The sequence below is a fragment of the Sodalis sp. RH15 genome (genome assembly GCF_047324255.1).
GTDB lineage: Bacteria > Pseudomonadota > Gammaproteobacteria > Enterobacterales > Enterobacteriaceae > Acerihabitans > Acerihabitans ligni.
This window is the reverse complement of the sequence record NZ_CP178738.1, coordinates 2604933-2631035: the sequence shown is the minus strand read 5'-3', so window position 1 is coordinate 2631035 and position 26103 is coordinate 2604933. Positions and strand designations below refer to the sequence as shown.

25 protein-coding genes are annotated in these 26103 nt (G+C 56.3%); 14 read left to right on the top strand and 11 right to left on the bottom strand.

Features of this window, described 5'->3' with window-relative positions; translation table 11 throughout:
- Nucleotide 1: 1 nt before the first annotated feature.
- The 3 genes from pqqB to ACL2XO_RS12180 form a co-directional block, all read right to left on the bottom strand.
- Nucleotides 2-916, bottom strand: coding sequence for a pyrroloquinoline quinone biosynthesis protein PqqB (pqqB, locus tag ACL2XO_RS12190; protein WP_413742815.1), 915 nt, complete (start codon nt 914-916; stop codon nt 2-4).
- Nucleotides 917-970: 54 nt separating this feature from the next.
- The gene (pqqA, locus tag ACL2XO_RS12185; protein WP_071789594.1) at nt 971-1042 is read right to left on the bottom strand and encodes a pyrroloquinoline quinone precursor peptide PqqA; all 72 of its coding nucleotides are present in this window, start codon (nt 1040-1042) and stop codon (nt 971-973) included.
- 96 nt (nt 1043-1138) lie between these two features.
- Nucleotides 1139-2182 carry a dipeptidase gene (locus ACL2XO_RS12180; RefSeq protein ID WP_413742814.1) on the bottom strand — a complete coding sequence of 348 codons (1044 nt, stop codon included), beginning with the start codon at nt 2180-2182 and terminating at the stop codon, nt 1139-1141.
- 313 nt (nt 2183-2495) lie between these two features.
- Between ACL2XO_RS12180 and ACL2XO_RS12175 the strand changes: the two genes are divergently transcribed.
- Both ACL2XO_RS12175 and ACL2XO_RS12170 read left to right on the top strand, forming a co-directional pair.
- Nucleotides 2496-2912, top strand: a complete 417-nt coding sequence (locus ACL2XO_RS12175) for a CidA/LrgA family protein (protein ID WP_132922176.1) — start codon at nt 2496-2498, stop codon at nt 2910-2912.
- Nucleotides 2902-3594 (top strand): CidB/LrgB family autolysis modulator, encoded by a 693-nt coding sequence (locus tag ACL2XO_RS12170; protein ID WP_413724083.1) that lies wholly within the window; start codon nt 2902-2904, stop codon nt 3592-3594. Before ACL2XO_RS12175 ends, ACL2XO_RS12170 begins: the two co-directional genes overlap by 11 nt.
- A 23-nt stretch (nt 3595-3617) precedes the next feature.
- Here ACL2XO_RS12170 and ACL2XO_RS12165 read toward each other — a convergent pair whose 3' ends face one another.
- On the bottom strand, nt 3618-4382 hold the full coding sequence (locus ACL2XO_RS12165; RefSeq protein WP_413742813.1) for a helix-turn-helix domain-containing protein: 765 nt from the start codon (nt 4380-4382) through the stop codon (nt 3618-3620).
- 205 nt (nt 4383-4587) lie between these two features.
- On the opposite strand from ACL2XO_RS12165, the gene cfa reads away from it, so the two are divergent.
- From cfa to ACL2XO_RS12135, 6 genes are all read left to right on the top strand, one after another.
- On the top strand, nt 4588-5736 hold the full coding sequence (gene cfa / locus ACL2XO_RS12160) for a cyclopropane fatty acyl phospholipid synthase (protein ID WP_413742812.1): 1149 nt from the start codon (nt 4588-4590) through the stop codon (nt 5734-5736).
- 435 nt (nt 5737-6171) lie between these two features.
- A complete protein-coding gene (fumA, locus tag ACL2XO_RS12155; protein WP_132922180.1) occupies nt 6172-7818 on the top strand; it encodes a class I fumarate hydratase FumA in 1647 nt (548 codons plus the stop codon).
- A gap of 274 nt (nt 7819-8092) precedes the next feature.
- Entirely contained in the window at nt 8093-9079 is a 987-nt protein-coding gene (locus tag ACL2XO_RS12150; RefSeq protein ID WP_413724080.1) for an ABC transporter permease, read from the top strand.
- Nucleotides 9063-10166, top strand: coding sequence for an autoinducer 2 ABC transporter substrate-binding protein (locus ACL2XO_RS12145; RefSeq protein ID WP_413742811.1), 1104 nt, complete (start codon nt 9063-9065; stop codon nt 10164-10166). Before ACL2XO_RS12150 ends, ACL2XO_RS12145 begins: the two co-directional genes overlap by 17 nt.
- Before the next feature lie 150 nt (nt 10167-10316).
- Nucleotides 10317-12014: a sugar ABC transporter ATP-binding protein gene (locus tag ACL2XO_RS12140; RefSeq protein ID WP_413742810.1), complete on the top strand. Its 1698-nt coding sequence runs from the start codon at nt 10317-10319 to the stop codon at nt 12012-12014.
- 95 nt (nt 12015-12109) lie between these two features.
- Nucleotides 12110-13039, top strand: coding sequence for an ABC transporter permease (locus ACL2XO_RS12135; protein ID WP_413743053.1), 930 nt, complete (start codon nt 12110-12112; stop codon nt 13037-13039).
- 115 nt (nt 13040-13154) lie between these two features.
- Here the strand turns inward: ACL2XO_RS12135 and ACL2XO_RS12130 are convergent, their stop codons facing one another.
- From ACL2XO_RS12130 to ACL2XO_RS12105, 6 genes are all read right to left on the bottom strand, one after another.
- Entirely contained in the window at nt 13155-14039 is an 885-nt protein-coding gene (locus ACL2XO_RS12130; RefSeq protein ID WP_132922184.1) for a sugar phosphate isomerase/epimerase family protein, read from the bottom strand.
- Between the two features lie 66 nt (nt 14040-14105).
- Nucleotides 14106-15068, bottom strand: coding sequence for an ABC transporter permease (locus ACL2XO_RS12125; RefSeq protein ID WP_132922185.1), 963 nt, complete (start codon nt 15066-15068; stop codon nt 14106-14108).
- Nucleotides 15058-16641 (bottom strand): sugar ABC transporter ATP-binding protein, encoded by a 1584-nt coding sequence (locus tag ACL2XO_RS12120; protein WP_413742809.1) that lies wholly within the window; start codon nt 16639-16641, stop codon nt 15058-15060. Before ACL2XO_RS12120 ends, ACL2XO_RS12125 begins: the two co-directional genes overlap by 11 nt.
- Nucleotides 16631-17581 (bottom strand): substrate-binding domain-containing protein, encoded by a 951-nt coding sequence (locus ACL2XO_RS12115; protein ID WP_132922186.1) that lies wholly within the window; start codon nt 17579-17581, stop codon nt 16631-16633. The genes ACL2XO_RS12120 and ACL2XO_RS12115 overlap by 11 nt, the downstream gene beginning before the upstream one ends.
- Before the next feature lie 498 nt (nt 17582-18079).
- A complete protein-coding gene (locus ACL2XO_RS12110) occupies nt 18080-19075 on the bottom strand; it encodes a sugar-binding transcriptional regulator (protein WP_413724077.1) in 996 nt (331 codons plus the stop codon).
- Between the two features lie 62 nt (nt 19076-19137).
- A complete protein-coding gene (locus ACL2XO_RS12105) occupies nt 19138-19689 on the bottom strand; it encodes an SIS domain-containing protein (RefSeq protein WP_413742808.1) in 552 nt (183 codons plus the stop codon).
- 360 nt (nt 19690-20049) lie between these two features.
- On the opposite strand from ACL2XO_RS12105, the gene ACL2XO_RS12100 reads away from it, so the two are divergent.
- Complete coding sequence (locus tag ACL2XO_RS12100) at nt 20050-21372, top strand: MFS transporter (protein ID WP_413742807.1); 1323 nt, start codon at nt 20050-20052, stop codon at nt 21370-21372.
- A gap of 67 nt (nt 21373-21439) precedes the next feature.
- Nucleotides 21440-22375 (top strand): 2-hydroxyacid dehydrogenase, encoded by a 936-nt coding sequence (locus tag ACL2XO_RS12095; RefSeq protein ID WP_413742806.1) that lies wholly within the window; start codon nt 21440-21442, stop codon nt 22373-22375.
- A 23-nt stretch (nt 22376-22398) separates the two neighbouring features.
- Here the strand turns inward: ACL2XO_RS12095 and ACL2XO_RS12090 are convergent, their stop codons facing one another.
- The gene (locus tag ACL2XO_RS12090) at nt 22399-23313 is read right to left on the bottom strand and encodes a sugar phosphate isomerase/epimerase family protein (protein WP_413742805.1); all 915 of its coding nucleotides are present in this window, start codon (nt 23311-23313) and stop codon (nt 22399-22401) included.
- A 131-nt stretch (nt 23314-23444) separates the two neighbouring features.
- On the opposite strand from ACL2XO_RS12090, the gene ACL2XO_RS12085 reads away from it, so the two are divergent.
- The 4 genes from ACL2XO_RS12085 (at nt 23445) to dhaL (ending at nt 26048) form a co-directional block, all read left to right on the top strand.
- Entirely contained in the window at nt 23445-23585 is a 141-nt protein-coding gene (locus ACL2XO_RS12085) for a hypothetical protein (RefSeq protein WP_413742804.1), read from the top strand.
- Between the two features lie 223 nt (nt 23586-23808).
- Entirely contained in the window at nt 23809-24270 is a 462-nt protein-coding gene (locus ACL2XO_RS12080; RefSeq protein WP_132922191.1) for an RpiB/LacA/LacB family sugar-phosphate isomerase, read from the top strand.
- Nucleotides 24271-24399: 129 nt separating this feature from the next.
- Complete coding sequence (locus ACL2XO_RS12075) at nt 24400-25401, top strand: dihydroxyacetone kinase subunit DhaK (protein WP_413742803.1); 1002 nt, start codon at nt 24400-24402, stop codon at nt 25399-25401.
- Between the two features lie 2 nt (nt 25402-25403).
- Nucleotides 25404-26048, top strand: coding sequence for a dihydroxyacetone kinase subunit DhaL (dhaL, locus tag ACL2XO_RS12070; RefSeq protein ID WP_132922193.1), 645 nt, complete (start codon nt 25404-25406; stop codon nt 26046-26048).
- Nucleotides 26049-26103 lie beyond the last annotated feature (55 nt).

Sequence of the window (26103 nt, the reverse complement as noted above, 5' to 3'; positions counted from 1 at the left end):
GCTATACCTCAATCAGCATCCCATCCCGGCTCACTTCGATGCCTTGCTGCGTCAGATTTTGCCGTTCAGCGGAGTCTTCATCGAGGATGGGATTGGTATTATTGATGTGAATCAGAATCTTGCGCTGAGCGGGCAGCGAGGCCAGCAGCGCCGCCAGCCCCTGCTCTTCCCCCAGCGCCAGATGCCCCATGTCTTTGCCGGTATGCCGGCCCACGCCGGTGAGGGCGAGTTCGTTATCACGCCACAGCGTGCCGTCAATCAGCAGACAGTCCGCCTTGCGCAGCCACGGCATCAACACGTCGTCCGGGTCGCCCAGGCCGGGCGCGTAAAGCAGGGTTTTGCCGCTGCGGCCGTCTTCAATAAACAGCGCGATGTTATGGCCCGGCAGCGGACGGTCGCGGTACGCGGAATAAGGCGGAGCATTGCTCAGCAGCGGAATAGGCGTAAATTGCAGCGTCCGGCTCACAGCGACGCTGAACGGCCGCCCGGGCACTATAAGGTGATGCTCAAGCCCGCCGTTCCAGTGCGAAAGAATATTGAACACCGGAAAACCGGAGGTGAGATCCTGATGGACCTCGTCGGTGCACCATACCTGGTGCGGGCAGCCTTCCCGCAAATTGAGCAAGCCCGCGCTATGATCGATCTGGCTGTCGGTAAGGATAATGGCGCCGATGCCGGTACCGCGCAGCACGCCGGGCGGAGGCGACAATTCCGGGGTCGCCAGGATTTGATGGCAAATATCGGGGGATACATTGCATAGCACCCATTCCGTGCCGTTATCGCTTACGGCAATGGAAGATTGCGTCCGCCGGGAGGCTTTTATCGTGCCGGCGCGTACGCCCCGGCAGTTTTCACAATTGCAGTTCCATTGGGGAAATCCTCCGCCCGCGGCGGAGCCTAACACTTTTATCTGCATAAGCTGACCGGGAATTAAAAAAGAATATGCCCGCAGCAGCGCGGGCATCAGAGATTAACGGTTGGAAATGTACAGAGTCACTTCCAGACCCAGACGCAGGTCTACGAACGTCGGTTTTGTCCACACAGTCATCATGTTTCTCCTCTTAGCGTTAAAATGAAGGATCACTGACCCCCATACTCTGGGGGGTAATCCGAAGAACAACAAAAATTCTATTCCCTGCTAAGACCAGGTGCGCTTCAACACCCTGAGCCAGTTGCGCCAGGCGAGCTTTTCGCGCAATGCGTCATTGATCCCCGCACGGGCCATCGCCTCCAGCAGCAGCGGCATGCCCGCCACATCACCCAAGGCGTTCGGCACGTTGACGCCATCGAAATCGGAACCGAAGCCCACCCTGTCTTCACCTACCCTGTCCATGAGGTAGCACAGATGCGTGACGATGTCGGTTATCGGCGTATCGCCTTCGCGCTTGCCGTCCGCCCGCACAAATGCCGTGCCGAAGTTGACGCCCACCAGGCCATCGCTGGCGGCGATGGCCGCCAGTTGGCCATCGGTGAGATTGCGCGGCTGCGGGCAAAGGGCATGCGCATTGGAATGGGTCGCCACCAAGGGCGCGTCGCTCAGTTCGGCGGTTTGCCAGAACGCCTTTTCATTCATATGCGACAGATCGATCAGAATCTTTTTCTGATTACAGGCATGAATCAGCGCCTTGCCTGCCGGCGTCATGCCGGTACCGCTATCAGGCGATCCGGGGAAATCCCCCGTCACGCCGGCGCCAAACTGGTTTTGTTCATTCCAGAACGGGCCGATGCTGCGCAGGCCCTGCTGGTAAAATTGATCCAGCAACAGCAGGTCCGGATCGAGGGCTTGCGCCCCTTCAATATGCAACACCATCGCCAGCACGTTGTGCCGCAGGCAATATTCAATTTCATCCGTTGAACCACACAGACGGGCCCGGCCCGCGGAACCCTGCGCCAGTTGATGCAATATCGCTATCTGCGCCGTGGTAATGGCCAAAGGATCGCTCTGGGTTGCAACGGCGGCTGACGCCCGTTTGCGCATCTGGGCCAGATAGGCCGCCGGCGGTACAAATACCGCGAACAAGCCGCCGGCAAAACCGCCGCGGCCCATGCGCGGATAATCGAGATGCCCCGGCGCCAGGCCGGCGAAAAAGGCCTCCGCCGGGTTGGCGCCATGATGCAGCCACAAATTCAGCAACAGATCGTTGTGACCGTCAAAAAAACGTTGGGGCTTATCAGCATTCATTGAGCCAGGACCGCATCTTCACTTTCACCAGAAATTATTCATTAGTCACAGTATTACCTTTCAACGTGATTTTTGCGCCGGTCCGGCGCCGAAATTTTGTAACAAAATTGCTATTTATCAGTGGCTGCTATGTTAAAGCGCAGGTCAATACACGCCATTTTCATTTAACGGGACTGCTCAAAACCACCCTGATAATCGCGGCGATTTTGTCCTTAAATAGATAGAGATTGTCTTCATTTAATAAATAAAGACAGATCAATTGCATGATAATAAGCCCCAGTTCTTTGGCGCATTACTTTTGGTAAAAAACGTCATGTCTCTATTCATCACCCGTTTTTCTCAGCTGCTCCGTGCGTTTTTACTGATTTATGCTTGTTTATATGCCGGAATCGCTATTGCCGCCGTATTACCCGTCACGCTGCCGGGCAGCATTATCGGCATGCTTATCCTGTTTATGCTCTTGTCGTTACAAATCATCCCAAGCCAATGGGTAAAACCAGGATGCCATCTGTTGATCCGCCATATGTCGCTGCTGTTTGTGCCCATCGGCGTCGGCGTCATGCAGTATTTTGATTTATTACGGGCGCAATTCGCCCCGGTGGTCGTTTCCTGTTCCGCCAGCACCCTGATTGTACTTATTACGGTGAGTTGGTGTTCGCACGCCATACACCGGGAAAAAGCATCGCTGGTCAAAGCCGATGGCAAGAAAGGAATAAAACATGCTTCATGATATCTGGTGGTCGCTACCGCTGACGCTGGTAGTGTTTTTCCTGGTTCGCCGGCTGGCGGCACGGCTGAATAATCCGTTATTCAACCCGTTGCTGATTTCGATGATCATACTGATAGTTTTATTAATACTGGCAAAAATACCCTACACCCGTTATTTCAAAGGCAGCGAGCTGCTCAACAGCCTGCTTCAGCCCGCCGTCGTGGCGCTGGCCTATCCGCTGTATGAGCAATTGCACCAGATCAGGCGGCGGTGGAAGTCACTTATCAGCATCTGCTTCCTCGGCAGTCTGGTGGCGATGATCTCCGGCACATGGATTGCGCTGCGGCTGGGCGCCACACCCGCCGTTGCCGCGTCCATCATGCCCAAATCCGTCACTACGCCCATCGCAATGGCGGTGGGCAACAGTATCGGCGGTATTCCCGCCATCAGCGCGGTTTGCGTGATCTTTGTCGGGATACTGGGAGCGGTATTCGGACATATTCTCCTGAACGCGATGCATATCCATACCAAAGCATCGCGCGGCCTGGCGATGGGCTCGGCCTCCCACGCGCTGGGTACCGCCCGCTGCGCCGAACTGGATTATGAAGAAGGGGCGTTCAGTTCGCTCGCGCTGGTCATTTGCGGGATCATTACCTCGCTGGTGGCGCCCTTCCTGTTCCCGCTGCTGATTGCCATGCACTGATGGCAAAGGCGGCGGGTCAACCTCTAATAGCGGGTCGGCGGTACGCCAAACATCTGCCGGAAAGCATAGGAGAAAGAGGCGGTGCCGGAGTAGCCGAGGTCCAGAGCCACTTGGGTTACGCTGCGATTATTTTTCAGCATGATCACGGATTCCAGAAGCCGCATCCGTTTCTTCCATTCGCCGAAGGCGACGCCGGTTTCTTTCTTGAAACGGCGCGAAAAGGTCCGTACCGACATGCCGGTGTTGGCCGCCCACTTATCAATACTGTGCTCCTCATCCGGTTTTTCCTGGATTTCCCGGCACACCCGCATCAATGTCTGGGAGACCGGCCACGCTAGTGAAAAACCGGCATCCGGCAGTTTCTGGATCTGCGCGCTCAGCACTTTGACCAGCATGCCGTCATCCCCGGCGCTGTCGTACTGTTCCGGCACATGTTCCGTCGCATGATGGATGAATTCCCTGACGAAGCTGCTGATCACCACCACCCGGCAGTTATTGTGATTGATCGTTACGGAATCCTGTTCGATATAGAGGCTTTCCAGCAGCACATCGCTGGTGGTCAGAAGACGATGGGGTACATTCGCCGGGATCCAGATGCCGTGGAAGCCCGGCACAATAAGCGCCTTTCCTTCGATCTCTACGCGCATCCCGCCTTCGCGGGCGTAGAGAAACTCGACAAATGGGTGCTGATGCTGGCTGATGAGCACGCCTTTTGGCAAAAAGCAGGTGCGGAAAAAAACGGAACGGGGCAGAGTCAGTCGGTCAGGCACCGCGACCAGCTGAATCATCGCGTCCTCATGGAGGGGCAAACGGGACGGGTATGGCATGGAATGGCCGTTAATCTACATAGATTGTCCTTTTATGATAACACGGGCCTGCGTGATTTGTTCGATAATAAATCCGTCGCATCCGCGATTGCAAATAGCCTCTAATTTATGGCCTGTTACCGTGAGCGGTTAGCGTCGTCATTTAAGATTGAACCAGGATGACATTATGAATGATATAAGCGTGGTCAATAGCCGCGGTAATAAAAACGAATGGCGTCGTATTGCGGACAGTATGCTTAACCAGGCCGGCATTAGTATCAATGGCTCAGAGCCCTGGGATATTCAGGTCAACAATTCGCTGTTTTTCAAACGGGTATTACAACAGGGTTCCGTCGGGCTGGGCGAAAGCTATATGGACGGCTGGTGGGAGTGCCGCAGGCTGGATATATTCTTCCAACGAATATTAAGCGCCCGTCTCGATAAAAAAATGCCGTCTCGTGTTCATGACGTCCTGCGCATTGCCATTGCCCGGCTAACCAACCTCCAGTCAAGGAAACGCGCCTGGATCGTGGGAAAAGAGCACTATGATCTGGGCAATGACCTGTTCTGCCTCATGCTTGATCCCTACATGCAGTATTCCTGCGGGTACTGGAAGCGGGCCGACAACCTGTATGATGCCCAGCGGGATAAACTGGATATGATCTGTCACAAGCTCCGGCTCCGGCCGGGTATGACGCTGCTGGACATCGGCTGCGGCTGGGGCGGACTGGCGGCCTACGCGGCGCAAAACTTCGGCGTCACCGTTCATGGCGTAACCATCTCCGCCGAGCAGCAAGCTTTTGCGGCCAAGCATTACGGCGGACTGGACATCCGGATTCTATTGCAGGACTACCGTGATATACGGCAGCAATATGACCGCATCGTGTCCGTGGGCATGTTTGAACACGTCGGCCCGAAAAATTACGACGCTTATTTCAAGGTTGTCGACCGCTGCCTGAAATCGGACGGTATTTTTCTTCTGCATACTATCGGCGCCAATCAAACAACCCATAATGTTGATCCTTGGATTAATAAATATATCTTCCCTAATGGGTGCCTTCCCTCGATAAAACAAATTGCCAACGCCAGTGAAAAACGCTTTGTCATGGAAGACTGGCATAACTTCGGTTCAGATTACGATAAAACATTAATGGCTTGGCATGAGCATTTCCTGGCGGAATGGCCTCAGTTAAAAGTGAATTATTCCGAACGATTCAAAAGAATGTTTATCTATTATCTTAATGCCTGCGCAGGGGCATTTCGGGCCAGGGATATTCAATTATGGCAAGTGGTCTTTACCCGTGGTCTCCAGCCAGGGCTAAGGGTCCCTCATTAACGTATATACCCGCCATATTTCCCGTTGCCGGCGCGTTGGCAATACCCGCCCCCAGGTCCTCGCTCCGACGGGGCCGCTGCAAGCAGCGTTGAAATCCGCTCCAGGCAGAATTGTCGCTGCGTCGCCGCCTTCCTGCAAATCCAATTGTTCAGGGGATAAAATATGGCGATTATTGGCGGCTGGGTACCATTTTTGGCGCCGTCGTCTTGGTTGCGCCGGTGGTTATTGGTTATCCTTGAGTGGCGATGACGTTCTGATAAACGGCCGGGCCGCAGATACGCAAGCACGAAGGCATAGGTCATTATCCATCACCGCAGCCGGCCCGTCGAAACAGCGGCCTGGCCGCGGCAAAATGAACAAGATGTCGCCATTGATATTTCCCGAGGATCCCTGGATGAATGGCGACAATACAATAACGGATGAAGTGAGCGAAAAATGTCGAATAAACCGTTCCATTACCAAAACCCTTTTCCCTCTTCCCACGAGGACACCGAATACTATCTGTTAAGCCGGGACCATGTTTCCATCACTGAGTTTGAGGGGGTGGAAATGCTGAAGGTTGCCCCCGAAGCCCTTACGCTGCTGGCGCAACAGGCGTTTCACGATGCCGCGTTTATGTTGCGTCCTGCCCATCAACAGCAAGTGGCGTCCATTCTTGATGACCCGCAGGCGAGCGAAAACGACAAATACGTTGCGCTGCAATTTCTGAGAAATTCTGAAATCGCCGCGAAAGGCGTGCTGCCCACCTGCCAGGACACCGGCACCGCGATTATCATGGGTAAAAAGGGCCAGCGCGTGTGGACCGGCGGCGGCGATGAGGCCCGCCTGGCGCAGGGTGTCTATAACACTTACATCGAAGATAACCTGCGCTACTCACAGAACAGCGCGCTGGATATGTATACAGAAGTGAACACCGGCACCAACCTGCCGGCGCAAATTGACCTCTACAGCGTGGATGGCGACGAATATAAGTTCCTGTGCATCGCCAAAGGCGGCGGCTCGGCGAACAAAACCTATCTCTACCAGGAAACCAAGGCGCTGCTGAGCCCCGGGAAGCTGAAAACCTATCTGGTGGAAAAAATGCGCACATTGGGAACCGCCGCCTGCCCGCCATATCATATCGCGTTTGTGATTGGGGGCACTTCAGCGGAGAGCACGCTGAAAACCGTCAAACTGGCATCCGCCCATTATTATGACGGTCTGCCGACCGAAGGCAATGAACACGGACAGGCCTTCCGCGACGTGCAGTTGGAGCAGGAATTGCTGGCGGAAGCGCAAAACCTGGGGCTGGGCGCACAGTTCGGCGGCAAATACTTTGCCCATGATATCCGCGTGGTCCGCCTGCCGCGCCACGGCGCCTCCTGCCCCGTGGGCATGGGCGTGTCCTGCTCCGCCGACCGCAATATCAAAGCCAAAATCAACCGTGACGGGATCTGGATTGAAAAACTCGAACACAATCCGGGCCGCTACATTCCGCAGTCCCTGCGCCAGCAGGGTGAAGGCGACGCGGTGAAGGTGGACCTGAACCGCCCCATGAAAGACATTCTCGCCCAGCTTTCCCAATACCCGGTATCCACCCGCCTTTCACTGAGCGGTACCATTATTGTGGCGCGGGATATTGCCCACGCCAAGCTCAAGGAGCGTATCGATAACGGCGAGGACCTGCCGCAGTACATCAAGGATCATCCGGTGTATTACGCCGGCCCGGCCAAAACCCCGACCGGATATGCTTCCGGTTCGTTGGGGCCGACCACCGCCGGGCGGATGGATTCCTATGTGGATTTGCTGCAATCACGGGGCGCAAGCATGATCATGCTGGCCAAAGGCAACCGCAGCCGTCAGGTGACGGACGCCTGCCATAAACACGGCGGCTTCTACCTGGGCAGCATCGGCGGCCCGGCGGCCGTGCTGGCCCAGCAGAGCATCAAGAGCCTGGATTGTATTGAGTATCCGGAGCTGGGAATGGAAGCCATCTGGAAAATTGAAGTGGAAAATTTCCCGGCATTCATTCTGGTTGATGACAAAGGCAACGATTTCTTCGAGCAAATTCAGCGCAACGCCTGTGCGGATTGCCTAAAGTAACCGTCAGACTGCAGACCCGAGGCTTGCCTGAAAGAGCAAGCCTTTTTTATTGGGAGACGTAGCCAGCCTGTTCAATGCACCGCCCCGCGCTTTCCCCCCGCTTCCGGATATTTCCTGCACGCCATGATTATCACAGCAGTGATCGCGGCCATATATTTGCAACTGACGGGTCGACAAATACTAATGTAAAATATAGCATACTTATGTATGTGCTGAGCGGTGGATTTCCGGACCGGCGCAGCGTAAAGAGGGCGCCGTTAGGAGGAGATGATCGATGCGTAACATTCTGTCGGACCGTCAGCTCAATTTTCTGGCCGCGGCCAACGTGCTGGTGTTAGCGGCCGGCGTGGCGTTTGCCGGCGCCAACTTTATCACCCTGTACAACTTTCAATCCATGTCGGCGCAGGTGCCCGAACTGGGGTTGCTGGCCCTGGGCGTCATGCTGGCGATGATTTCGGGCAATGGCGGCATCGACCTGTCCGGCATCGCCCTGGCCAATCTGGCCGGCGTCCTGTCCTATCTGCTGGTGCGCCACTGGGTGTCGGCTGATGACGCCCCGCTGCTGTTCGTTTGGGCCTTCGCGGCCGTCGCCCTGCTGGTGGGGCTGGCGGGGGGCATGCTTAACGGCTTTTTGATAGCCCATGCCGGCCTGACGCCGATTATCGCCACCCTGGGCACGCAGATGTTCTTCACCGGCATCGCGGTGGTGCTGACCAACGGGTCGGCCATCAGTATCGGCTATATCGAACCGCTGGACGATTTCGGCAATTCGCCGGTGCTGGGCCTGCCGCTGTGTTTTTCGCTGTTTCTGGCGGTGGCGCTGCTGCTGGGCATCGTATTGCGTTTTTGCCCCTTCGGCCTGCGGCTCTATCTGATGGGCAGCAATGCCAAGGCCGCGCGGTACGCCGGCATCGCGCTGAAAAAGATGCTGTTTCTCACCTACACCGCCAGCGGCGTTCTGGCCGGTATCGCCGGCATCGTCATCGCCGCCCGCACCTCCAGCGTGAAGTGGGACTATGGCAGCTCCTATGTGCTTATCGCCATCCTGATTGTGGTGATGGCCGGCGTGCGGCCGGACGGGGGCTACGGGCGCATCGTCTGCGTCGTGCTGTCGGCCACCGCGCTGCAGATGCTGGCCAGCCTGTTCAATTTCCTGAATATTTCCAACTTTTTCCGCGACTGCGCCTGGGGCCTGCTGCTGCTGCTGTTCCTGGCGGTGTCGCGCGTCGATATCCGGTCTTGGCTTGCGTCACGAACGTGACGCGTTTTATCGCCGCCGGCGTCTTATCGGCGCCGGCGGCGAACTCTTACCCTACGTGCAACACAACCATAATGAGGAAACGTTGATGCCAATGATACGTAAACTTACCGCCCTCGCCGTTGCGCTGGGCGCCCTGTGCGCGGCGCCGCCCCTGCTCGCGAAAGACGCGCCGTCCATCGTGACGGTGGTAAAGATAACCGGCGAGAACTGGTTTACCCGCATGAATGAAGGCGTCGTTGCCTACGGCCGGGACAATCCCGGCGTCACCACCAGCGAGATCGGCCCGGCCAAAGCCGATGCCGCCCAGCAGGGACGCCTGATAGAGGATCTGGTGGCCAGGAACGTCAGCGCCATCGCCGTGGTGCCGATGGACCCCTCGGCCATTGAAGGCGTGCTCAAACGCGCCATGGATCGCGGCATCAAGGTCGTTACCCATGAGGGGGACAGCCTGAAAAACACGCTGGTGGATATCGAGGCGTTCGATAATACCGCTTTCGGCGCCCACTTCAACGAACAGCTGGCGCAATGCATGGGCAAAAGCGGGAAATGGACGTCSTTCGTCGGTTCCCTCGGCAGCCTGACCCACGTGCAGTGGGCCGACGGCGGCGCCGAGAACGCCAAGAAGTACCCGCAGATGCAGCTGGTGTCCCCCAAGAATGAATCYTTCAACGACGCCAAYAGAGCTTACGAAAAAGCGCGCGAAATCCTGCGTAAATACCCGGATATCAAGGGTTTCCAGGGCGGTTCCGCTATTGATGTCATCGGCATCGGCCGCGCCGTGGAGGAAGCCGGCCTCTCCGGCAAGGTGTGCGTCATCGGKCTCGGCCTGCCGAAGGACACCAGCAAGTATCTGGAATCCGGCACCGTGCAGAGCATCTCCTTCTGGGATCCCAAGGATGCCGGCTACATCATGAACAAGGTGGCGCAGATGCTGCTGGAGGGCAAGCAGGTTACCGACGGCATGGACCTGGGCGTACCCGGCTATAACAAGGTGTCGGTGAAAAAAGGTCCCGGCAAGGGCATCATCGTCACCGGTCAGGCCTGGGTTGACGTCAACAAGTCCAACTACCRGCAATACCCGTTCTGAGTCTCTAAGGCCACAGAGAGTGCAACGGATCGGCGGCCGGCCGCCGGTCTCAGACTGCTGATAAAGTACTCAGAGTTAATAGGGAGGGATAGGCTGCCAGAAGAGTAAACCGTCCGCGCCAGGGANNTGGCGCGGATCGAGCCTCCAGGGATGGATTCACGGCGTGTTTACGATCTGGCAGCCTATCCCGACCAGGCACTTTGTCAACAAACTCGGATCGGCGGCCAGTTGCCGATCCCCACCCGTAAACCTGCCTGGATAAAAGCCATGCCCGTGACCGTTCAAGCCGATACCTCGCCCGCCGGCAACCCGGCGCAGACCGTGCCTTTTCTCGAGGTGCGCGATCTGCAAAAACACTTTGGCGGCGTCAAGGCGCTTAAAGGCATCAGTTTTGTTATCGAACGCGGCCGCGTCTATCACCTGATGGGGGAAAACGGCTGCGGCAAAAGCACGCTGATCAAAATCATTTCCGGGGCGCAGCCGTCCGACGGCGGCGAATTGCTGATTAACGGCCGGCGGGTGGACAAGCTGACGCCGGTGGGCGCGCTGGCCGCCGGCATTGAGACCGTCTATCAGGATTTGTCGCTGCTGCCCAATCTCAGCGTGGCCGAAAACGTCGCGCTGACCCGCCAGCTGGTGGCCGCCGGCGGCAGTCTGGCGCGGCGCCTGGACCTGCGCATGCTCAAGGACACCGCGGTGCGCGCGCTGGCCAAGGTCAACCTGCCCGCCGATGCGGCGTTTCTCGACACGCCGGTGGAAGAACTGCCGATAGCCACCCGCCAATTGATTGCCATTGCCCGGGCCATTGCGTCGGACGCCGGCCTGGTCATCATGGACGAGCCCACCACCGCCCTCACCCGGCGCGAGGTGGACAACCTGATTGCGGTGGTGGGCAAACTGCAGGCGCAGGGCGTATCGGTGCTGTTCGTCACGCACAAGCTCGACGAGTGCAAGGCTATCGGGGGCCGGGCCATCATCATGCGCGACGGCCTGAAGGTCACCGAATGCGATGTGGCCGGACAGTCAAAGCGGCAGCTCGCCTTCTGGATGACCGGCAAGCAGCTGGATGACACCCGGTACCGCGCCGCCTTTGACGGCGGCGAGGCGCTGCTGGGCGTCGACGGCCTCGGCCGGCGCGGCGGCTACCGGGACGTGTCCTTCCAGCTGGCGCGCGGTGAAATCCTCGGCATCACCGGGCTGCTGGATTCCGGCCGCAATGAACTGGCCCTGTCCCTGGCGGGCATTTTACCGGCGGACAGCGGCCGGATAACGCTGGACGGCGCCGCCATCACCCTCGGCAGCCCGGCGCAGGCCATCGGCGCCGGCATCGGTTATGTGCCGGAGGACCGGCTGTCCGAGGGGCTGTTCCTGGAGAAATCGATTAAGGAGAATATCATCGTGGCGATGCTCGACCGCCTGCGCGGCTCGTTCGGCCTGCTGGACGGCAAACGCAATCACGCCGCCGCCCAGCGGACCATCGATGACCTGCAGATTGTCACCCCCGACAGCGACAACCCCGTCAYGTCGCTCTCCGGCGGCAATCAGCAGCGCGTGCTCATTGGCCGCTGGCTGACCATCGAGCCGCGGCTGCTGATTTTGCACGGGCCCACGGCGGGGGTGGATGTGGGCTCGAAGGACACCATTTATCGCATCATCCAGCGGCTCGCCGGCGACGGCATGGGCGTCATCATCATCAGCGACGACCTGCCGGAACTGCTGCAAAACTGCGACCGCATCCTCGTGATGCGCCGGGGGGCCGTGGCGGCGACATTCGCGGCGGATAACCTTGAGGAAGGGGCGCTGTACCGCGCCATGGCGGCGGAAGAGCGCCCGGAGACGCCACAATGACCGATATCGCAACACAGCATCGCCGCGACGGCACGGCAAGCCACGGCGTACGCCTCAGCCGCTGGTTCATTCACCATCCGCCGGCGGTGACGCTGCTGCTGATAGTCCTGGTCTGCCTGGTGGTGGGCACCCTCAACCCCGCCTTTTGGCAGGTGTCGAACCTGTTCGACATGGCGCGCTCCTCCGTGGTGAGCGGCCTGTTTGCGCTGGGCGTCCTGGTGGTGCTGGCGGCGGGCGGGCTTGACGTCTCCTTCACCGCCATCGCCGCCCTGGTGATGTACGTCATCACCAAACTGGTGACGGACCTGGCGCCCGGCATGTCCATGGCGCCCATTCTGCTGATGGCCGCGGCGGGCGGCGCGCTGCTGGGGGCGGTCAACGGCCTGCTGGTCAGCGCCCTCAGGGCGCCGTCGCTGATTGTGACCATCGGCACGCAGTATGTGATCCGCGGCTTCCTGCTGACCTTTGTCGGCACGGCGCTGTTTATGAACATCCCGGCATCGATGGATGCGTTCGGCAAATATGCGCTTTTCCATCACCAGAGCGCCGGCGGCGGGACGTCGGCGCTTCCCGCCTACGTGCTGGCGCTGGCGGTTGCCGCCGTCGCCACCTGGTACCTGCTGCAGCGTACGCTGATGGGCCGGGCCATCTATGCGGTGGGGGGTAATGCCGACATTGCCCAACGGCTTGGCTATAACCTGCGCAACGTGCGGGTGTTTGTGTTCGCCTATGCGGGCCTGCTTGCCGGCATCGCCGGCATTATGCATGTCGCCAGCAACCGCCTGGCCAATCCCTTCGACCTGGCGGGTTCCGAACTGGAGGTTATCGCCGCCGTTGTTCTCGGCGGCGCCCGCATCACCGGCGGCTCCGGCAGCGTGGTAGGCACCCTGCTCGGCGTCATCCTGATCACGCTGGTGAACAACGTACTGATCCTGGTGGGCATCCCGAGCACCTGGCAACTGGCCATTATCGGCGCCTTTATAGTACTGGCCGGTATGCTGTTTTCCATCAAACGCACCCGGTGAACCATCCGGTGGCGTTCCCAGCGTATGCAAAGGCTATCATTTCCGCTGGCACGCCCCTGACAGAATTCGAACGGCAATGAGGCATGTTCCACGGAGGCCCCACGGCAGAGGGCCATCAGCCGGCGCTTTGCAGCAGTTTGATGCCTTCTTGCATATCGCGCAGCACAAATTCATCCGTTTGCTCAAACGGATAGATGATTTCCAGCAGGTATGTCTGATGGGTTAAACGCTGATCGCGCCAAAATGCGCTGAGGCGCTGCGGCGTGACAATGCCCGGTTGGGTAAAACTCCAGTGGCGATCGAGCAGGCCATCCGTTTGCTGGATATGGTAGGCGGAGATATAGTTTCCGCACTGCTTAATCCAATGTTCCATATTGGCGTCTTCGCCGAAGATCGGTTTAAACAGCGCATGGCCCCAGTCCACCAGCAGCCGCACGGGAATATCCGTCGCGCCGTCAAGATCGGTCATCAAACGCAGCGCATCCCGGGCGGATGACGGGAACTCGGTGGTCAGCGGCACCGGCTCAATCAGCAGCGTCGACAGACCGCGGCTTTTGGCATGACGGGATACATCCACCAAGGATTGCAGCGCTCGCTGATAAATGTCTTCCCGCCGGCCCGGGTCAAGGGCGTCCTGCGCCGAATAGGAACCCAGGGGCATGCCCGCCGCCGGAACCCCCATTTCAGCGGTCATGTCGATAGCGCGCATGAAGTGTTCCTTGCCCAAATCGCGAAGGGTCTCGGTGGGCGCCAGGAAATGGTTATAGGTATAGGAAGCCAACCCGCCGAAGGTGCTTTCGATGGTAATGCCCGCGGCGCGAAAGGCATCGGCATACTCTCGCGCAACGGCGTCGCGCGCTGCCGCCGGCCACCAGGGGTCCACCAAATCCCAGGTAAACTGGACCCGATCCATGCCCAGTTCATGCTTCACCACGTTTGCCAATTGCCCGCCGCCAAGCCAACGCTTGATGGCAAAAGAGAGGTTTAATCCGAGTTTCATCTATTCCTCCTCGTATTCGTCAACGCCTGAGACCAGACCCGCTGCCGCGCGGGTCGCCAGGTCGAATCACTCTTCTTTACGGATATAGCGCCGTGAAACGGCATCAAATGAAATGGCGACCACCACCAGAACGCCGCTGACGATGCCTTGCCAATAGGGCGATACGCCGTAAAGCACGATAATGTTTTCGATAATGCCGATAATGGTGGCGCCGATAATGGCGCCAAAGGGAGTACCCACGCCGCCGGTAGTGGCGACACCGCCGATTACCGCCGCGGCAATCGGCGGCAGCACCCAGCTTTCACCGATGGAGGGCTGTGCGGTCCCCAGGCGTGCGACCATCAAAATACCCGCCAATGCGGCCAGAAAACCGGCAAAGGTGAAAACCCAGATACGCACCCGATCGACTTTGATTCCCAACATCCGGGCTGCCGGGCCGTTATTGCCGATGGCATACATATAACGGCCGAACGGCGTCTTGAGCGTAATAAAGGTCGCAATCGCCAGCACCGCCAGCATGATGACAAACGGTAAAGGCAAGCCGAGGATATCCCCGCGGCCGAAATACTGGATACTGGGCGGAATGCCGGTAATGGCCACTCCCTTGGTCAGCACCAGATTCGCGCCGCCGAAAATTCCGGCGGTACCGATGGTCAGCACCAAGGAATGCAGCCGCAGCTTGGTTACCAGCAGGCCGTTCAGAAAACCGAGCACGGCGCCAAGCGCCAGCGCCATAACGCAGGCGACGGCGGGTTCAATGCCGAAGTTCACCATAAAGATGCCGGCGATAACCCCGCATAGCCCGCCAATCACGCCAAGCGACAGATCAAGCTCGCCAAGAATAAGCAGCATTGACTGCCCGACGGTTATCAGTCCGATAAAAGCCAGGGTTCTCGCCACCACCGACATATTGTAGGGCGAGAGGAAATAGGGCGAGATTAACGACGACAGCACAAAAATGATCACGAGGGCCACCATGACCCCGGCCAGGGGATTGGTGGCGAGAATGGAAAAACGGCTACGCTGCATAATGGTTCTCCGTACCAAAAATCGCCCGGACAAGCGTTTCGTTATCGGTGGCGGCGGTGGGGAAATCGCCGGTAATCGCACCGTTATGCATGGTGATAATCCGGTTCGCGCATTTATATAACTCCTCCATTTCCGATGACACGAGAATAATGCCGACGCCGCTTTCACACAGCGCCCGCATGATTTTGTAAATTTCCGCCTTGGTCATGACGTCAATACCTTTGGTGGGTTCATCAAAGATAAGAACGTCCGGTTTGGTGGCCATTGCGCGTCCGATAATGGTTTTTTGCTGATTGCCGCCGGAAAGAAAGGCAATTTTGGTTTCCATATCTGAGGTTTTGACGTCATAGGCCTTGATCACCTCCAACACCAGCGATTTTTCCTTGCCGGCGGAGATCCCAAGCCATGAGAGCGTTTGTTTGATGACGGAAATACCGATATTTTCCCGTACGCTCAGCATGGGCAGAATGCCGTGCAGTTTTCGCTCTTCCGACAGGTACAGCATGCCGTTTCGCACCGAAAACGGTGGGCTGCCAAGCTTCCATGCACGGCCGTTAACCGTAGCGCGCCCCCCGGTGGCCGGCAGATAACCGAATAAGGTCTGCATGACTTCGCTGCGCCCGGCCCCCACCAGTCCGGCAAACCCCAAGACTTCCCCGCGCTTAAGCCGGAAGGAAATGTCGTTGAAACGCCGCCCGCAAAGATGTTCAACCTCGATAATCGTCTCCCCCTCCCCAGGGCCGACAACAGATGACGGACGGAAATGTTCGTTGGTTTTCATATCGGCGCCGGACATTGCTTTGATAAGGCCGGCTTCGGTGGTGTCTTTTATCTTGCCGCTTTCAATTTTTTCGCCGTTGCGCAAAACGGTATAGTCGTCGCCAATGGCGAACAGCTCATCCAGTTTATGGGAGATAAACAGGATGGCGTGGTTACGCGCCTTCAAGTCGGCGATAACCCTGAATACCCGCTCGACTTCGGTCTTGGTCAGCGAGGAGGTGGGTTCATCAAGAATCAGCACCTTCATCTGCTTGTTGGTGGATGCCCGGGCGATTTGCAGTAATTGCCTGTCGGATATCGAGATATTGCGCACCAGCTCATCCGGTCGCGCTTCTATGGAGAAGGTGTCCAGGTAACCCTGCGCCGCAAGGTTGATAGCCTTATAATCCACATACCGTCCGGCGAACCCCGAGCGCGCGTAGGGGATAAACAGATTTTCCGCCACGCTCATATGGGGAAATAGATTGAGTTCCTGCGGAACATAGGCGACACAGTTAAACAATTCTCTGTTTTCCAGCGGATCCCGGCCATCGATCCTGATCGTGCCGCGGCTGGGGGTATAGGCGCCGGTCAGCACCTTGACCAGGGTCGATTTACCCGCGCCGTTTTCCCCGGCAAGGATATGTACCCGGCCGAGGTCAAAGGCCAGATTGACATTATTCAGTGCCGTGACGCCCGGAAAGTCGCGGCCCAGGTTTTCAACTTCCAGAATAGCCATGCTGTAAGGTTCCTTGGTCAGGGAATAATCAACGACATCCTGAAAGGACTGTCCGGCGGCCGGGTTATTTCCCAACGTTGTCCTTGTTGATTATCGCGATACCGGTATCGATATATTTGGGGGTGGGAATGCCCATGGCCTTTTGCCACATGGTCATGACCGCCCAATACCCCTGCATTTCCGGCTTGGTGGACGAGGTGCTGTCGGCGACGCCGTCGCGGATCAATTGCAGCATTTCCGTCAAATCATCCAAACCCACCATCAACACCTGATGCGCCTTATTGGCTTCTTTGATTGCCTGGCCGATACCGATGGGACCCGCCGCATCCGATGCCACCCACCCCTTGAGATTCGGATGTGCCTGCATGATGGCGGCGGCCTGTTTTTGCGCCGTTTCTATATCGTCGTTATCGATACCGGTAGCCACCACCTTGATACCGGGATAGGTGGCAAAGGTTTTCTGATGGCAGTCGGCGCGGATGGCATGGTTCGGCGCGCTGGGGACGCCCATCATGATCGCCACTTCCCCTTTACCGTTCAGCAGCTCGGCCAAACGACGGGAGGCGATTTGCGCCTGTTCGCAAAAATCATTGCCGATGCTGGTCAGGTTCATATCGGCCGGGGCGACGGAGTCAAATATCGTCACGGGAATCTTCTGGCCCACCGCTTCCTCCAGTGAAGCCCGATTGCCCTTCTCGTCCAGCAAATCGATGGCGATACCGTCCGGGCGTGTAGCAATGGAGCTTTCCAGAATCTGGTTTTGCAAAACCACATCGGCCTGCTGCGGCGCGCTGTAGATAATCTGGACATCGGAACCGGTCTGAGCCTTGATGACGGCGGCCGCCTGCTTGGCGCCGTTATTCACCTTGTCGAACCAAGGGTGGACGACTTTGGGGATGATAACAAATCTGTAACTGTCTTTCTTTTTAAGGCCGGCCTGATCGTCCTGCGATGAAGCCACGAACGGTAACATCAAAGCGGCGGCGGCCATAATACCCAGAGTAATTTTATTCATAGTTCACTCCATAGAAAAAACGTTATCCGCATGGGGAGATTGAACAACCAATGATCGATAAAGAGCGTCTTAAGCTCTGCGAAAAAACCCTGCTCAGATGCCTGAAGATAAAAATCGTACATTTGTAAAATTTAAAATACATTTATCTCTTACCTTCGTTTTCTCATTTTATTTAGGCTTAATCTGCGGCCAAGCTCACATAAACCGCATTGTCAACGCATTCGGCTTAATAGATTTGAACTCTTCCGCCAAATAAAAAAATGCAGGGAAATTTATACTGGGAGGTGAATCGATTCCGCCGGTGGCTGAAAGAAAGAAGCCGCGACAAAGGCGAATTTAATTAGTAGGTTAATAATAACGTGATAACAGAGAGATGGGGCGATATTACCCTTTGAAAAAGAAGCCATTCAGCGTTGCCTATTAATAACGGCAGCGCCGGCAACGGCGCCGAAGGATAATCTTCCGGTGGGCTTACATTGCACCGATCATTATAGAATGTTAATCATCCCGCTCTATTAATAGCTGGCGGGCAACATCTTCATCCGTCACCAGTCGGTTGATATATTTACCGCGCAGGATAGCGCGAATGATTTTGATTTTATTGCGCCCGCCAGAAGCCAGAATGGAAACGGGTTTTTTCCTTAATTTCTCCAGCGGAAGCGCCATAATGGATTCATTGACATGGTGGGAAATAACGCCGCCATCCTTATCCAGGAAACACCCCAGGATTTCCCCGATGCTGCCGAGCTCGATTAATTCGGCCAAATGTTCGCGCACAATGTTTATCGGGGTAATGGGCGACCGTTCCGACAAATCGCCGCAGGAAACCAGCACCACCTGCGCATCCTCGGCCCGGCGCATCACCTCGGCCAGTTCCTCATGCATCAGCAGCGTCGCGCGGCTTTCCATGGAGTGGCAGTAGATAGGCGCGGTGAGATAGTGGCATTCCACATCCAATGCCCGTGCCAGCGCGGTGGAAACCTCGAAGGTATTGGTGCCGGATCCCCGGGTTACGCCGCCCATCAGCCCCACCACCCAGGACCCCGCCGGCAGTTTGGCGGTAATGCGGCGCACGCTGAAGCTCAGGGTCCTGCCCCAGCCGACGCCGATTCCTTTATAACCCTGGATCAGCGTATCGAGCATCATGCCCGCCGCCTCGCCGATGGTGCGCTGCTGTTCGATATAATCCGGCATGGAGGGCGTCACGCTCACATCCTCAAGATTGAATTTTGCCTTGAGTTTTTCTTCGAGGTCGATACAGTCCACCAACGGCATGCGCAGTTCCACCAGTACGCTGCCGTCAGCACGGATTTGCCCAATGGTTTTATTTACCCGCAGGCGCGTGATACGCAGTCGGTCGGCAATTTGCTGCTGCGTGAGACCGCCGACAAAATAAAACCAGGCGATACGCGCCCGCAAATGGTCATTTTCCGTTTCTCCGCTGAATTCTCCCTGCACGCTTCCCCCTTTGAACGCAATAGCAAACGGCGACATTATATCACTGATGAATGGCAAACTCGCCAGGCCAGGAGGTTAATCCCCCGACGACCCGGCTTTCACTCGAGGTTGGTATGGTTGCCGGACATCACGGCAGAGGAAACGGCCAGTTTTTGCTGCAAGTGGACAATCATGCCCTCAAACAACAGGTATAACGCGCCTTCATATAAAGACCCCAAGGGCAACACCGAGTTCGCGGCGCCCTGCCCGTCGGCCATGGTTTGCGCCGACAGGGTAATCACCCCATCGGCCTTCACCGCACAGGCGCCGGTGCCCTGGGCGGTGATACAAAGCGTCGCCGCGCCCGCCCGACGGGCGGTGGTCAGCAGCGCATCAACGGTGGAAAACCAGCCCGGCCCGGCCGAAACTATCAGCAAATCGCCTTGGCCAAGAGGGGGCGTGGTCATATCCCCCACCACCGCGGCGTGGAGTCCAAGATGATAAAGACGCATGGCAAATCCCTTTATCTGGAGTCCCTCGCGACCGACGCCGTAGAGGGCAATACGCCGCGCCTGTTGGATAAGATCCAGCCCCTGCTGCACCGAGTTTCCATTCAAATTTTCAAAGACGATTGCCAGTTCCCGCAGCGCCCGTTCATAAAATGACGTCATGGCTTGCCTCTTCTGAAATCTTCCGAAAATGATATCGCCCGCGGTGCTGTTTATCGTTGTCTGTGAGGTGGGCGCTTGCCTGCCGGCGGCGGAGGCTGGATCTGATAATACATATGGATAATTTTTTTTACAATTGTTTGGGCGGGCTTTTTTAGACAAACGTGATCTTTATCAGGATTTCTGGCGCGGCGACAGCACTCTTTTCTTCGGTCCTTGGTTATCGATGATATGTGATAAATACCGCATTCTTATTTCATTATATGTGTTTTAGTAACCAAACATAAGTTCATGCATTGAACTTATGAACAACTTAGCGATGCAATAACTACCATAGATTTCGAATTAAATCGAGGGTGGACCATGACTCATTCCATAATAAGCCCGTCAACACCGCCACAAAAACCAACCCATTTTCGCTGGGTTATATTTACAACAATGTTTTTCCTGTTGGCGGTTAATTTAATGGACCGTATTACGCTATCAATAGGAATGCCTTATATAAAAGAGGAATTTAGCCTTTCTCCTACCATGCAAGGTCTTATCCTCAGTAGCTTTTTTTGGACATATGCATTATTGCAGGTTCCCGGCGGATGGATGCTGGATCGCTTTGGACCTCGGAAAGTTATTACCGGCGCGCTGATAGGCTGGGGATTTTTTCAGGCAATCATCGGTTTGGCCACCGGCGGAATATCCCTGATAATTGCCCGGCTCGGCTTGGGCGCAATGGAAACCCCCGTCTCGCCGAGCGGCGCTAAACTCAGCTCGACCTGGTTAACTCAATCGGAAAGAGGACGAGGCGCCGTTATCATGGATGCGGGCAGCCCGTTGGGCGTGGCGGTGGGCGGTATAGTGGTGGCGCACCTCATTGTATTATTCGACTCCTGGCGTATCACGTTTGTTATTGTCGGCCTTTTTACCATGTTATTAGGCGCCGTCGCCTGGAGAATTCTAAGGGACCGTCCGTCACAGCATGCCAAAGTCGATAAGGAAGAATTGGCTTATATTACAGCGGGGAATATTGTCGCCGGTGATGACCCGAATGATACGACACCGACAAAAGGGTTGGGTATCAGCTGGTTTACCATGATCGCTATTATGGTGGGCCGCGCATCATGGGGTATGGTTTATTGGGGATTGCTCACCTGGGGACCAAGTTATTTGGCACAGGCGCAAGGTTTGAATCTGGCGTCTATCGGAAACTCGACTTTCCTCATTTTTATTCTGGGGGCATTAGGGTGTTTATTCAGTGGCTTCTTTGTTGACTATCTGGTTAAACGGGGCGTAAGCCATAACGTGGCGTTAAAGAGCCTGTTGTCTCTATCCGGTATTGTGGGTTTGGGTGTGTTATTTGCCTTGTCCACCATTAAAGATCCGGTACTCGCCGTCGGTTTATTATCAGTCGCCGCCTTCTTTATGATGTTCGGTAGCTTGTATTGGAGTTTCCCCGCCATTCTGGCCCCCAAGGACCGCGTTGGGTTGATCGGCGGAATAATGAATATGGCTAACAGCTGCGCCGGCATACTGGTCCCTATTTTGGTCGGGGTCATTCTGCAGGCCACGGGCAGCTATGAGAGCGTGCTAGTTTACTTCGCGATTTGTGCCGGGTGTTATACGTTAGGAACGTTATGCATCAACTTTAACCGGCTGCCGACGAAAAAGGGCCAATTGCTTTATCAGAAATAGCCAAGGAGTCACAACGACTTTTCAATATTACGTTGATTTTTTATAAACAACACAGCGGGATATCACTATGCCGAACGCCATTTTACGAGTAAACAAAGTGCCTGATGCGTTAGCGGAGCTCGTGTCATCGCATTACGATCTCTATGAGTATCTTAAAATGGGCGCGGAAGAATTCAACGCGATCGCCAATGATATTCAGGTCATATTGGCCAGCGGGGAATCAACGGTTGACGCTGTGCTGATTAACCAATTACCCAATTTGCGACTCATCGCTGTTTTTGGCGTCGGTTATGACGGCGTGGATACACATGCCGCATTCCATCAACAGATACAAGTGACCAATACGCCGAATGTATTGACTGATGATGTTGCCGATTTAGGAATGGCGTTAATGCTTGCGGCGTCCAGACAAATCTTCGGCGCGCAGCGGTTTATTGAAAACGGCGAATGGCACGGCAAACCCTATAAATTGACGGCCAAAGTCAGCGGACGCCGCTTGGGTATTGTGGGATTCGGCCGGGTGGGCCATGCGGTCGCCAAACGGGCAAAAGGGTTTGATATGCCTGTGGGTTATTACGACAAATATCCCGCTGACGATCCGGAATGTACGTTTTTCCCCTCTATTATGGAATTAGCGGATAATAGCGATTTTTTAATGATCTGTGCCAGCGGCGGGCCGGATAGCCTGAAATTAATCAATCACGAGGTATTAGCCGCGCTGGGTAAAAACGGCATTCTCATCAATATTGCCCGCGGGAGCATTATCGATGAACCCGCGCTGGTTGCCGCCATTGAGAACGGAACCATCGCCGGGGCCGGATTGGACGTATTTGCCAGTGAACCCGACGTACCGCAGGCATTATTAAAACGGGACAATGTAGTGCTGACGCCGCATATCGGTAGCGCAACACACCATACGCGCAGGGCGATGGCCGAACTGGTCTTAGGCAATATAACGGCTTTTTACGCCGGCAAGCCCCTGCCGACCCCCATCGGCAAATAACCGCAGCGGCCCGGCTTTCGGGATCAGCCGGCGTTTTCCGCGGCGGCCAACGCCCTCTGCAGAAATGCGCGGCATTGCCGTTCGTTATCCCATAAATCATCCCCTTCACCCGTTCGCATCTCAACGGCGATGGAAATTGCCTTTAGTTCCGGCGACAGCGGGAGCGCCAGAGCAGTCCGGATGATGCGCTCCGCCACCCCGGCGGTTAAAAATCCCGGTTCACCGAACTTCATATGATAATCCCCGTATCCCTGCGCCTGCGGGTCGAGGATGGCATTGGCCAAATGCATCTGCGACATGATAGGGGCGGCAAGCTTCAGGGAGTCCGCCAGGTCCTCCTGGTTCAGCGCGACATGGGCACTGTCCCAGGCCAGATAAAGACGCGGACAGTCGGGGCGCAGGCGCATCATCCATTCCACCGTCTCGCCGGTGGGCCCTATCAGCTGGCGCTTGTGGGCGAAGCGATCCAGCGGCTCCACCTGAACCAGCATGTCCGGGTATTGCCGGGCGGTCTCGCCTACCCGCACCAGCGCTTCGGCAAATCCCTTTTTGGCCTCTTCCCGTCGCTCCTCTCCCGGATCGTCGCCGCTCACCAGCGACAGCTTACTGGTGCCGCAGGCCGCCGCCAGATGCACCAGTTCGCAGGCCCGCTTAATGGATTTTTCCCGCAGGGCGGTATCGAGGCTGCTAAGGTTAAGCCGGTCTTTCAGCAGCTCAAACGTCAGCCATTGCGTTACGTTTAACCCATGTTGCCCGGCGATGGCGCGGATCGTTTCGGCAACAGGCGGCTGATGGATGATGCCGGTTTCAAATCCACGATAATACCCCCCGTCGGCGATGCGCCGAACCACCTGAGCCACGGCGTTTTCATCCCGGGTTAAGGGGAAAAAAAGCTCGGCGATATGCGCGGAAGGATACAGCCTGTGGGTTTTGGTCATGGCGCCCCCCTATAAAGTAAAACACGCGGCTATATTCGTCATACTTCAAGTTGCAGGCGCGTTGGCTTTCCCGTAACTCGAAGGATTGAAGTATATATACATATGTTATATTCATGAACATGTGTATAAAAATGACATGGAACGTAAAAAATAAACTTGAGGCACATCTCGTTTTGATTTTTGCGGCGAAGGCAGCCACGGCGAAGCCGCTCTGTAAAAAAGAGCATTTGTCCGGCGGTGGCGTCCAGCAAGAACTTTTGTTCAATGATTGATATTTTTATTAAGCCTATTGATACGTTTCAGTTAACAATTACGTAGCTTCCACGCCCTCCACAGCCAGTTTTTGCGACTTATCTCAATTTTTTAAGAATAAAAATTAACTATAAAAATGAACAAAAGTATCACATATGTTCTTTTGTTTTGGCCGAGTATCGGCGTGTTATTCATCAATCAGGGCTGCGATATACCGGAGCAGCTCAGCCTTCTGGAGAAGCCATGCTACCTATTGCTATCGGCGGCGATGACGCCGCTACGGGATTAAAAGATACCCTGGTGGAATTCCTGCGTAATAAAGGACTGGAGGTAAAAGACTATAGCGATACGGGTAATATATATCCGGATATTGCGGTTTACCTGGCGGAGCAGATCGTTAACGGCGCGCATGAGCGAGGTATTCTCTTGTGCGGCACCGGTATCGGCATGTCTATTTCCGCCAATAAAGTGCCGGGTATCCGCGCCGCCCTTTGCCACGATAATTATTCCGCGGAACGCGCGCGCAAAAGCAACAATGCGCAAATCATCACCCTGGGGGCCCGGGTGATCGGCCCCGAACTGGCAAAAAGCATCTTAACATCCTGGCTGGCCTCGGAATTCGAAGCCGGCGGATCGGCGCCGAAGGTGGAACGCATTCAGTATTACGACAAAAAATTTCATAAGCACACCGCTACCGGTAATTAAGTCATTGAATACAGGGACAGGTTAATTGGCCGCATATTTAAGATCGTCGGGTTTTCATTATTAATACCTCGTTAATGTCATTAACGATAAACCTGACGCGAATATCTTTGGACCTCTGTGGAGTTGGTTATGAGAAAACCCAAAAAATTACTGAATAACCCCATTGATGTTTGCCGGGAGCAGTTGGAAGGGCTGATCGCCGCCTGCGGCGGCAGTCTGCAAAAAATCGATGGGATCAGCGCCGTGGTGCGCGCGGGATTACGCGATGAACAGGTGCTGGTGTTGACCGGCGGCGGCAGCGGGCATGAACCGATGTTCGCCGGCTATGTGGGCGACGGGCTGGCGGACGCCGCCGCCCTGGGAGACATATTCACCTCCCCGGCCCCTAACGTCATCATGGACACGGTAAAGAGCGCCAATCGCGGCAAAGGGGCGCTTTTTATCTACGGCAACTACGCGGGCGATAACATGAACTTCGATATTGCCGCCGAATTGCTGGAAGAAGAAGGCATTCCAACACGCACGGTGCGGGTCAATGACGATATGGCCTCGGCTCCCGCCCATCGCATGCAGGACAGGCGCGGCGTGGCCGGGGACATGATGGTGCTGAAAATCGCCGGCGCCGCCGGGCGCCATAGCCGCGAGCTGGATGAAGTCTACCGGCTGGCGGCAAAGGCCAATAATAATACCCGCACCATCGGCGTGGCGTTATCCCCCTGTTCGCTGCCGCAAACCGGGGAGTTTAACTTCGACATCCCGGAAGATGAGTTTGAGCTGGGCATGGGCATTCACGGCGAGCCCGGCGTACGCCGCCAGAAAATGGTTCCCGCCGACCAACTGGTGACCGAACTGGTGGACAGTCTTTACGGGGATCTGGCCCTGGCCACCGGTGATGAAATCTGCCTGTTGGTAAACAATCTGGGGGCGTCAACCTACAGTGAACTGCTTATCGCCAACCGCAAGGTCCATCAACTGCTGGCGGAGCGCGGTATCCGCATCCACGATACTTTGATAGGCAGCTATTGTACCTCGCAAGAAATGTCCGGCTACTCCATTACGTTTTTCAAGCTGGATGACGAACTGAAATCACTCTATGACGCGCCTTGCCATAGTTTTGCCTGGAGGAAATAAGCATGAACGCCACTGAAATGTCATCCTTGCTTCGGTTTGTCGCCAATAAAATGATTGCCAGCGAACCGGAACTCACCCGCCTGGATATGGCGGTGGGCGACGGCGACCATGGTGTCGGCATGCAGCGCGGTTTTACCGCGGTGGAAAAGCTACTGTCCCAGGCGCCGGGGCAGGCCGAGGATATCGGTGTGCTGTTGACCCGCGTGGGCACCGAACTGATGTCCAGCATGGGCGGCGCATCGGGGGCTATTTTCGGCACCCTGTTCCGCGCCGGCGGCAAAAGTCTGACCGGAGAAACCGTCCTGACCACGCCGCTCTTGACCCGTTTTCTGAGCAGCGGATTGGACGCGGTATGCAAACGCGGCGGCGCCAAACCCGGTGATAAAACCATGGTTGACGCGCTGGCGGCGGCGGCGGCGGCCTCGCAGTCGCTGGGATCCGAACCGCTGTATGCCGCACTGCCGAAAATCGCCCGGGCGGCCGGCCAGGGCGCCGAAGGGACCAAACAGATGGTGGCGGCATTCGGCCGCGCGAAAGCCCTCGGCGAACGCTCCATCGGCCATCCCGATCCCGGCGCCGTTTCCATGTCGCTTATCCTCTCTTTCATGGCGGAAGGCATCAAACGACATGAACCGGTCGCCCTGTAACAACGCCGTGGCGATCCCCAATGCATTGGCCAGCCACCGCCGGATCATGAGGAAT

What these genes read in the sequence shown, in the direction of transcription:
- pqqB (WP_413742815.1), bottom strand. Translation starts at nt 916, where the DNA reads ATGCAGATAAAAGTGTTAGGCTCCGCCGCGGGCGGAGGATTTCCCCAA.
- ACL2XO_RS12180 (WP_413742814.1), bottom strand. Translation starts at nt 2,182, where the DNA reads ATGAATGCTGATAAGCCCCAACGTTTTTTTGACGGTCACAACGATCTG.
- ACL2XO_RS12175 (WP_132922176.1), top strand. Translation starts at nt 2,496, where the DNA reads ATGTCTCTATTCATCACCCGTTTTTCTCAGCTGCTCCGTGCGTTTTTA.
- ACL2XO_RS12170 (WP_413724083.1), top strand. Translation starts at nt 2,902, where the DNA reads ATGCTTCATGATATCTGGTGGTCGCTACCGCTGACGCTGGTAGTGTTT.
- ACL2XO_RS12165 (WP_413742813.1), bottom strand. Translation starts at nt 4,382, where the DNA reads ATGATTCAGCTGGTCGCGGTGCCTGACCGACTGACTCTGCCCCGTTCC.
- cfa (WP_413742812.1), top strand. Translation starts at nt 4,588, where the DNA reads ATGAATGATATAAGCGTGGTCAATAGCCGCGGTAATAAAAACGAATGG.
- fumA (WP_132922180.1), top strand. Translation starts at nt 6,172, where the DNA reads ATGTCGAATAAACCGTTCCATTACCAAAACCCTTTTCCCTCTTCCCAC.
- ACL2XO_RS12150 (WP_413724080.1), top strand. Translation starts at nt 8,093, where the DNA reads ATGCGTAACATTCTGTCGGACCGTCAGCTCAATTTTCTGGCCGCGGCC.
- ACL2XO_RS12130 (WP_132922184.1), bottom strand. Translation starts at nt 14,039, where the DNA reads ATGAAACTCGGATTAAACCTCTCTTTTGCCATCAAGCGTTGGCTTGGC.
- ACL2XO_RS12125 (WP_132922185.1), bottom strand. Translation starts at nt 15,068, where the DNA reads ATGCAGCGTAGCCGTTTTTCCATTCTCGCCACCAATCCCCTGGCCGGG.
- ACL2XO_RS12115 (WP_132922186.1), bottom strand. Translation starts at nt 17,581, where the DNA reads ATGAATAAAATTACTCTGGGTATTATGGCCGCCGCCGCTTTGATGTTA.
- ACL2XO_RS12110 (WP_413724077.1), bottom strand. Translation starts at nt 19,075, where the DNA reads ATGTCGCCGTTTGCTATTGCGTTCAAAGGGGGAAGCGTGCAGGGAGAA.
- ACL2XO_RS12105 (WP_413742808.1), bottom strand. Translation starts at nt 19,689, where the DNA reads ATGACGTCATTTTATGAACGGGCGCTGCGGGAACTGGCAATCGTCTTT.
- ACL2XO_RS12100 (WP_413742807.1), top strand. Translation starts at nt 20,050, where the DNA reads ATGACTCATTCCATAATAAGCCCGTCAACACCGCCACAAAAACCAACC.
- ACL2XO_RS12095 (WP_413742806.1), top strand. Translation starts at nt 21,440, where the DNA reads ATGCCGAACGCCATTTTACGAGTAAACAAAGTGCCTGATGCGTTAGCG.
- ACL2XO_RS12090 (WP_413742805.1), bottom strand. Translation starts at nt 23,313, where the DNA reads ATGACCAAAACCCACAGGCTGTATCCTTCCGCGCATATCGCCGAGCTT.
- ACL2XO_RS12085 (WP_413742804.1), top strand. Translation starts at nt 23,445, where the DNA reads ATGACATGGAACGTAAAAAATAAACTTGAGGCACATCTCGTTTTGATT.
- ACL2XO_RS12080 (WP_132922191.1), top strand. Translation starts at nt 23,809, where the DNA reads ATGCTACCTATTGCTATCGGCGGCGATGACGCCGCTACGGGATTAAAA.
- ACL2XO_RS12075 (WP_413742803.1), top strand. Translation starts at nt 24,400, where the DNA reads ATGAGAAAACCCAAAAAATTACTGAATAACCCCATTGATGTTTGCCGG.
- dhaL (WP_132922193.1), top strand. Translation starts at nt 25,404, where the DNA reads ATGAACGCCACTGAAATGTCATCCTTGCTTCGGTTTGTCGCCAATAAA.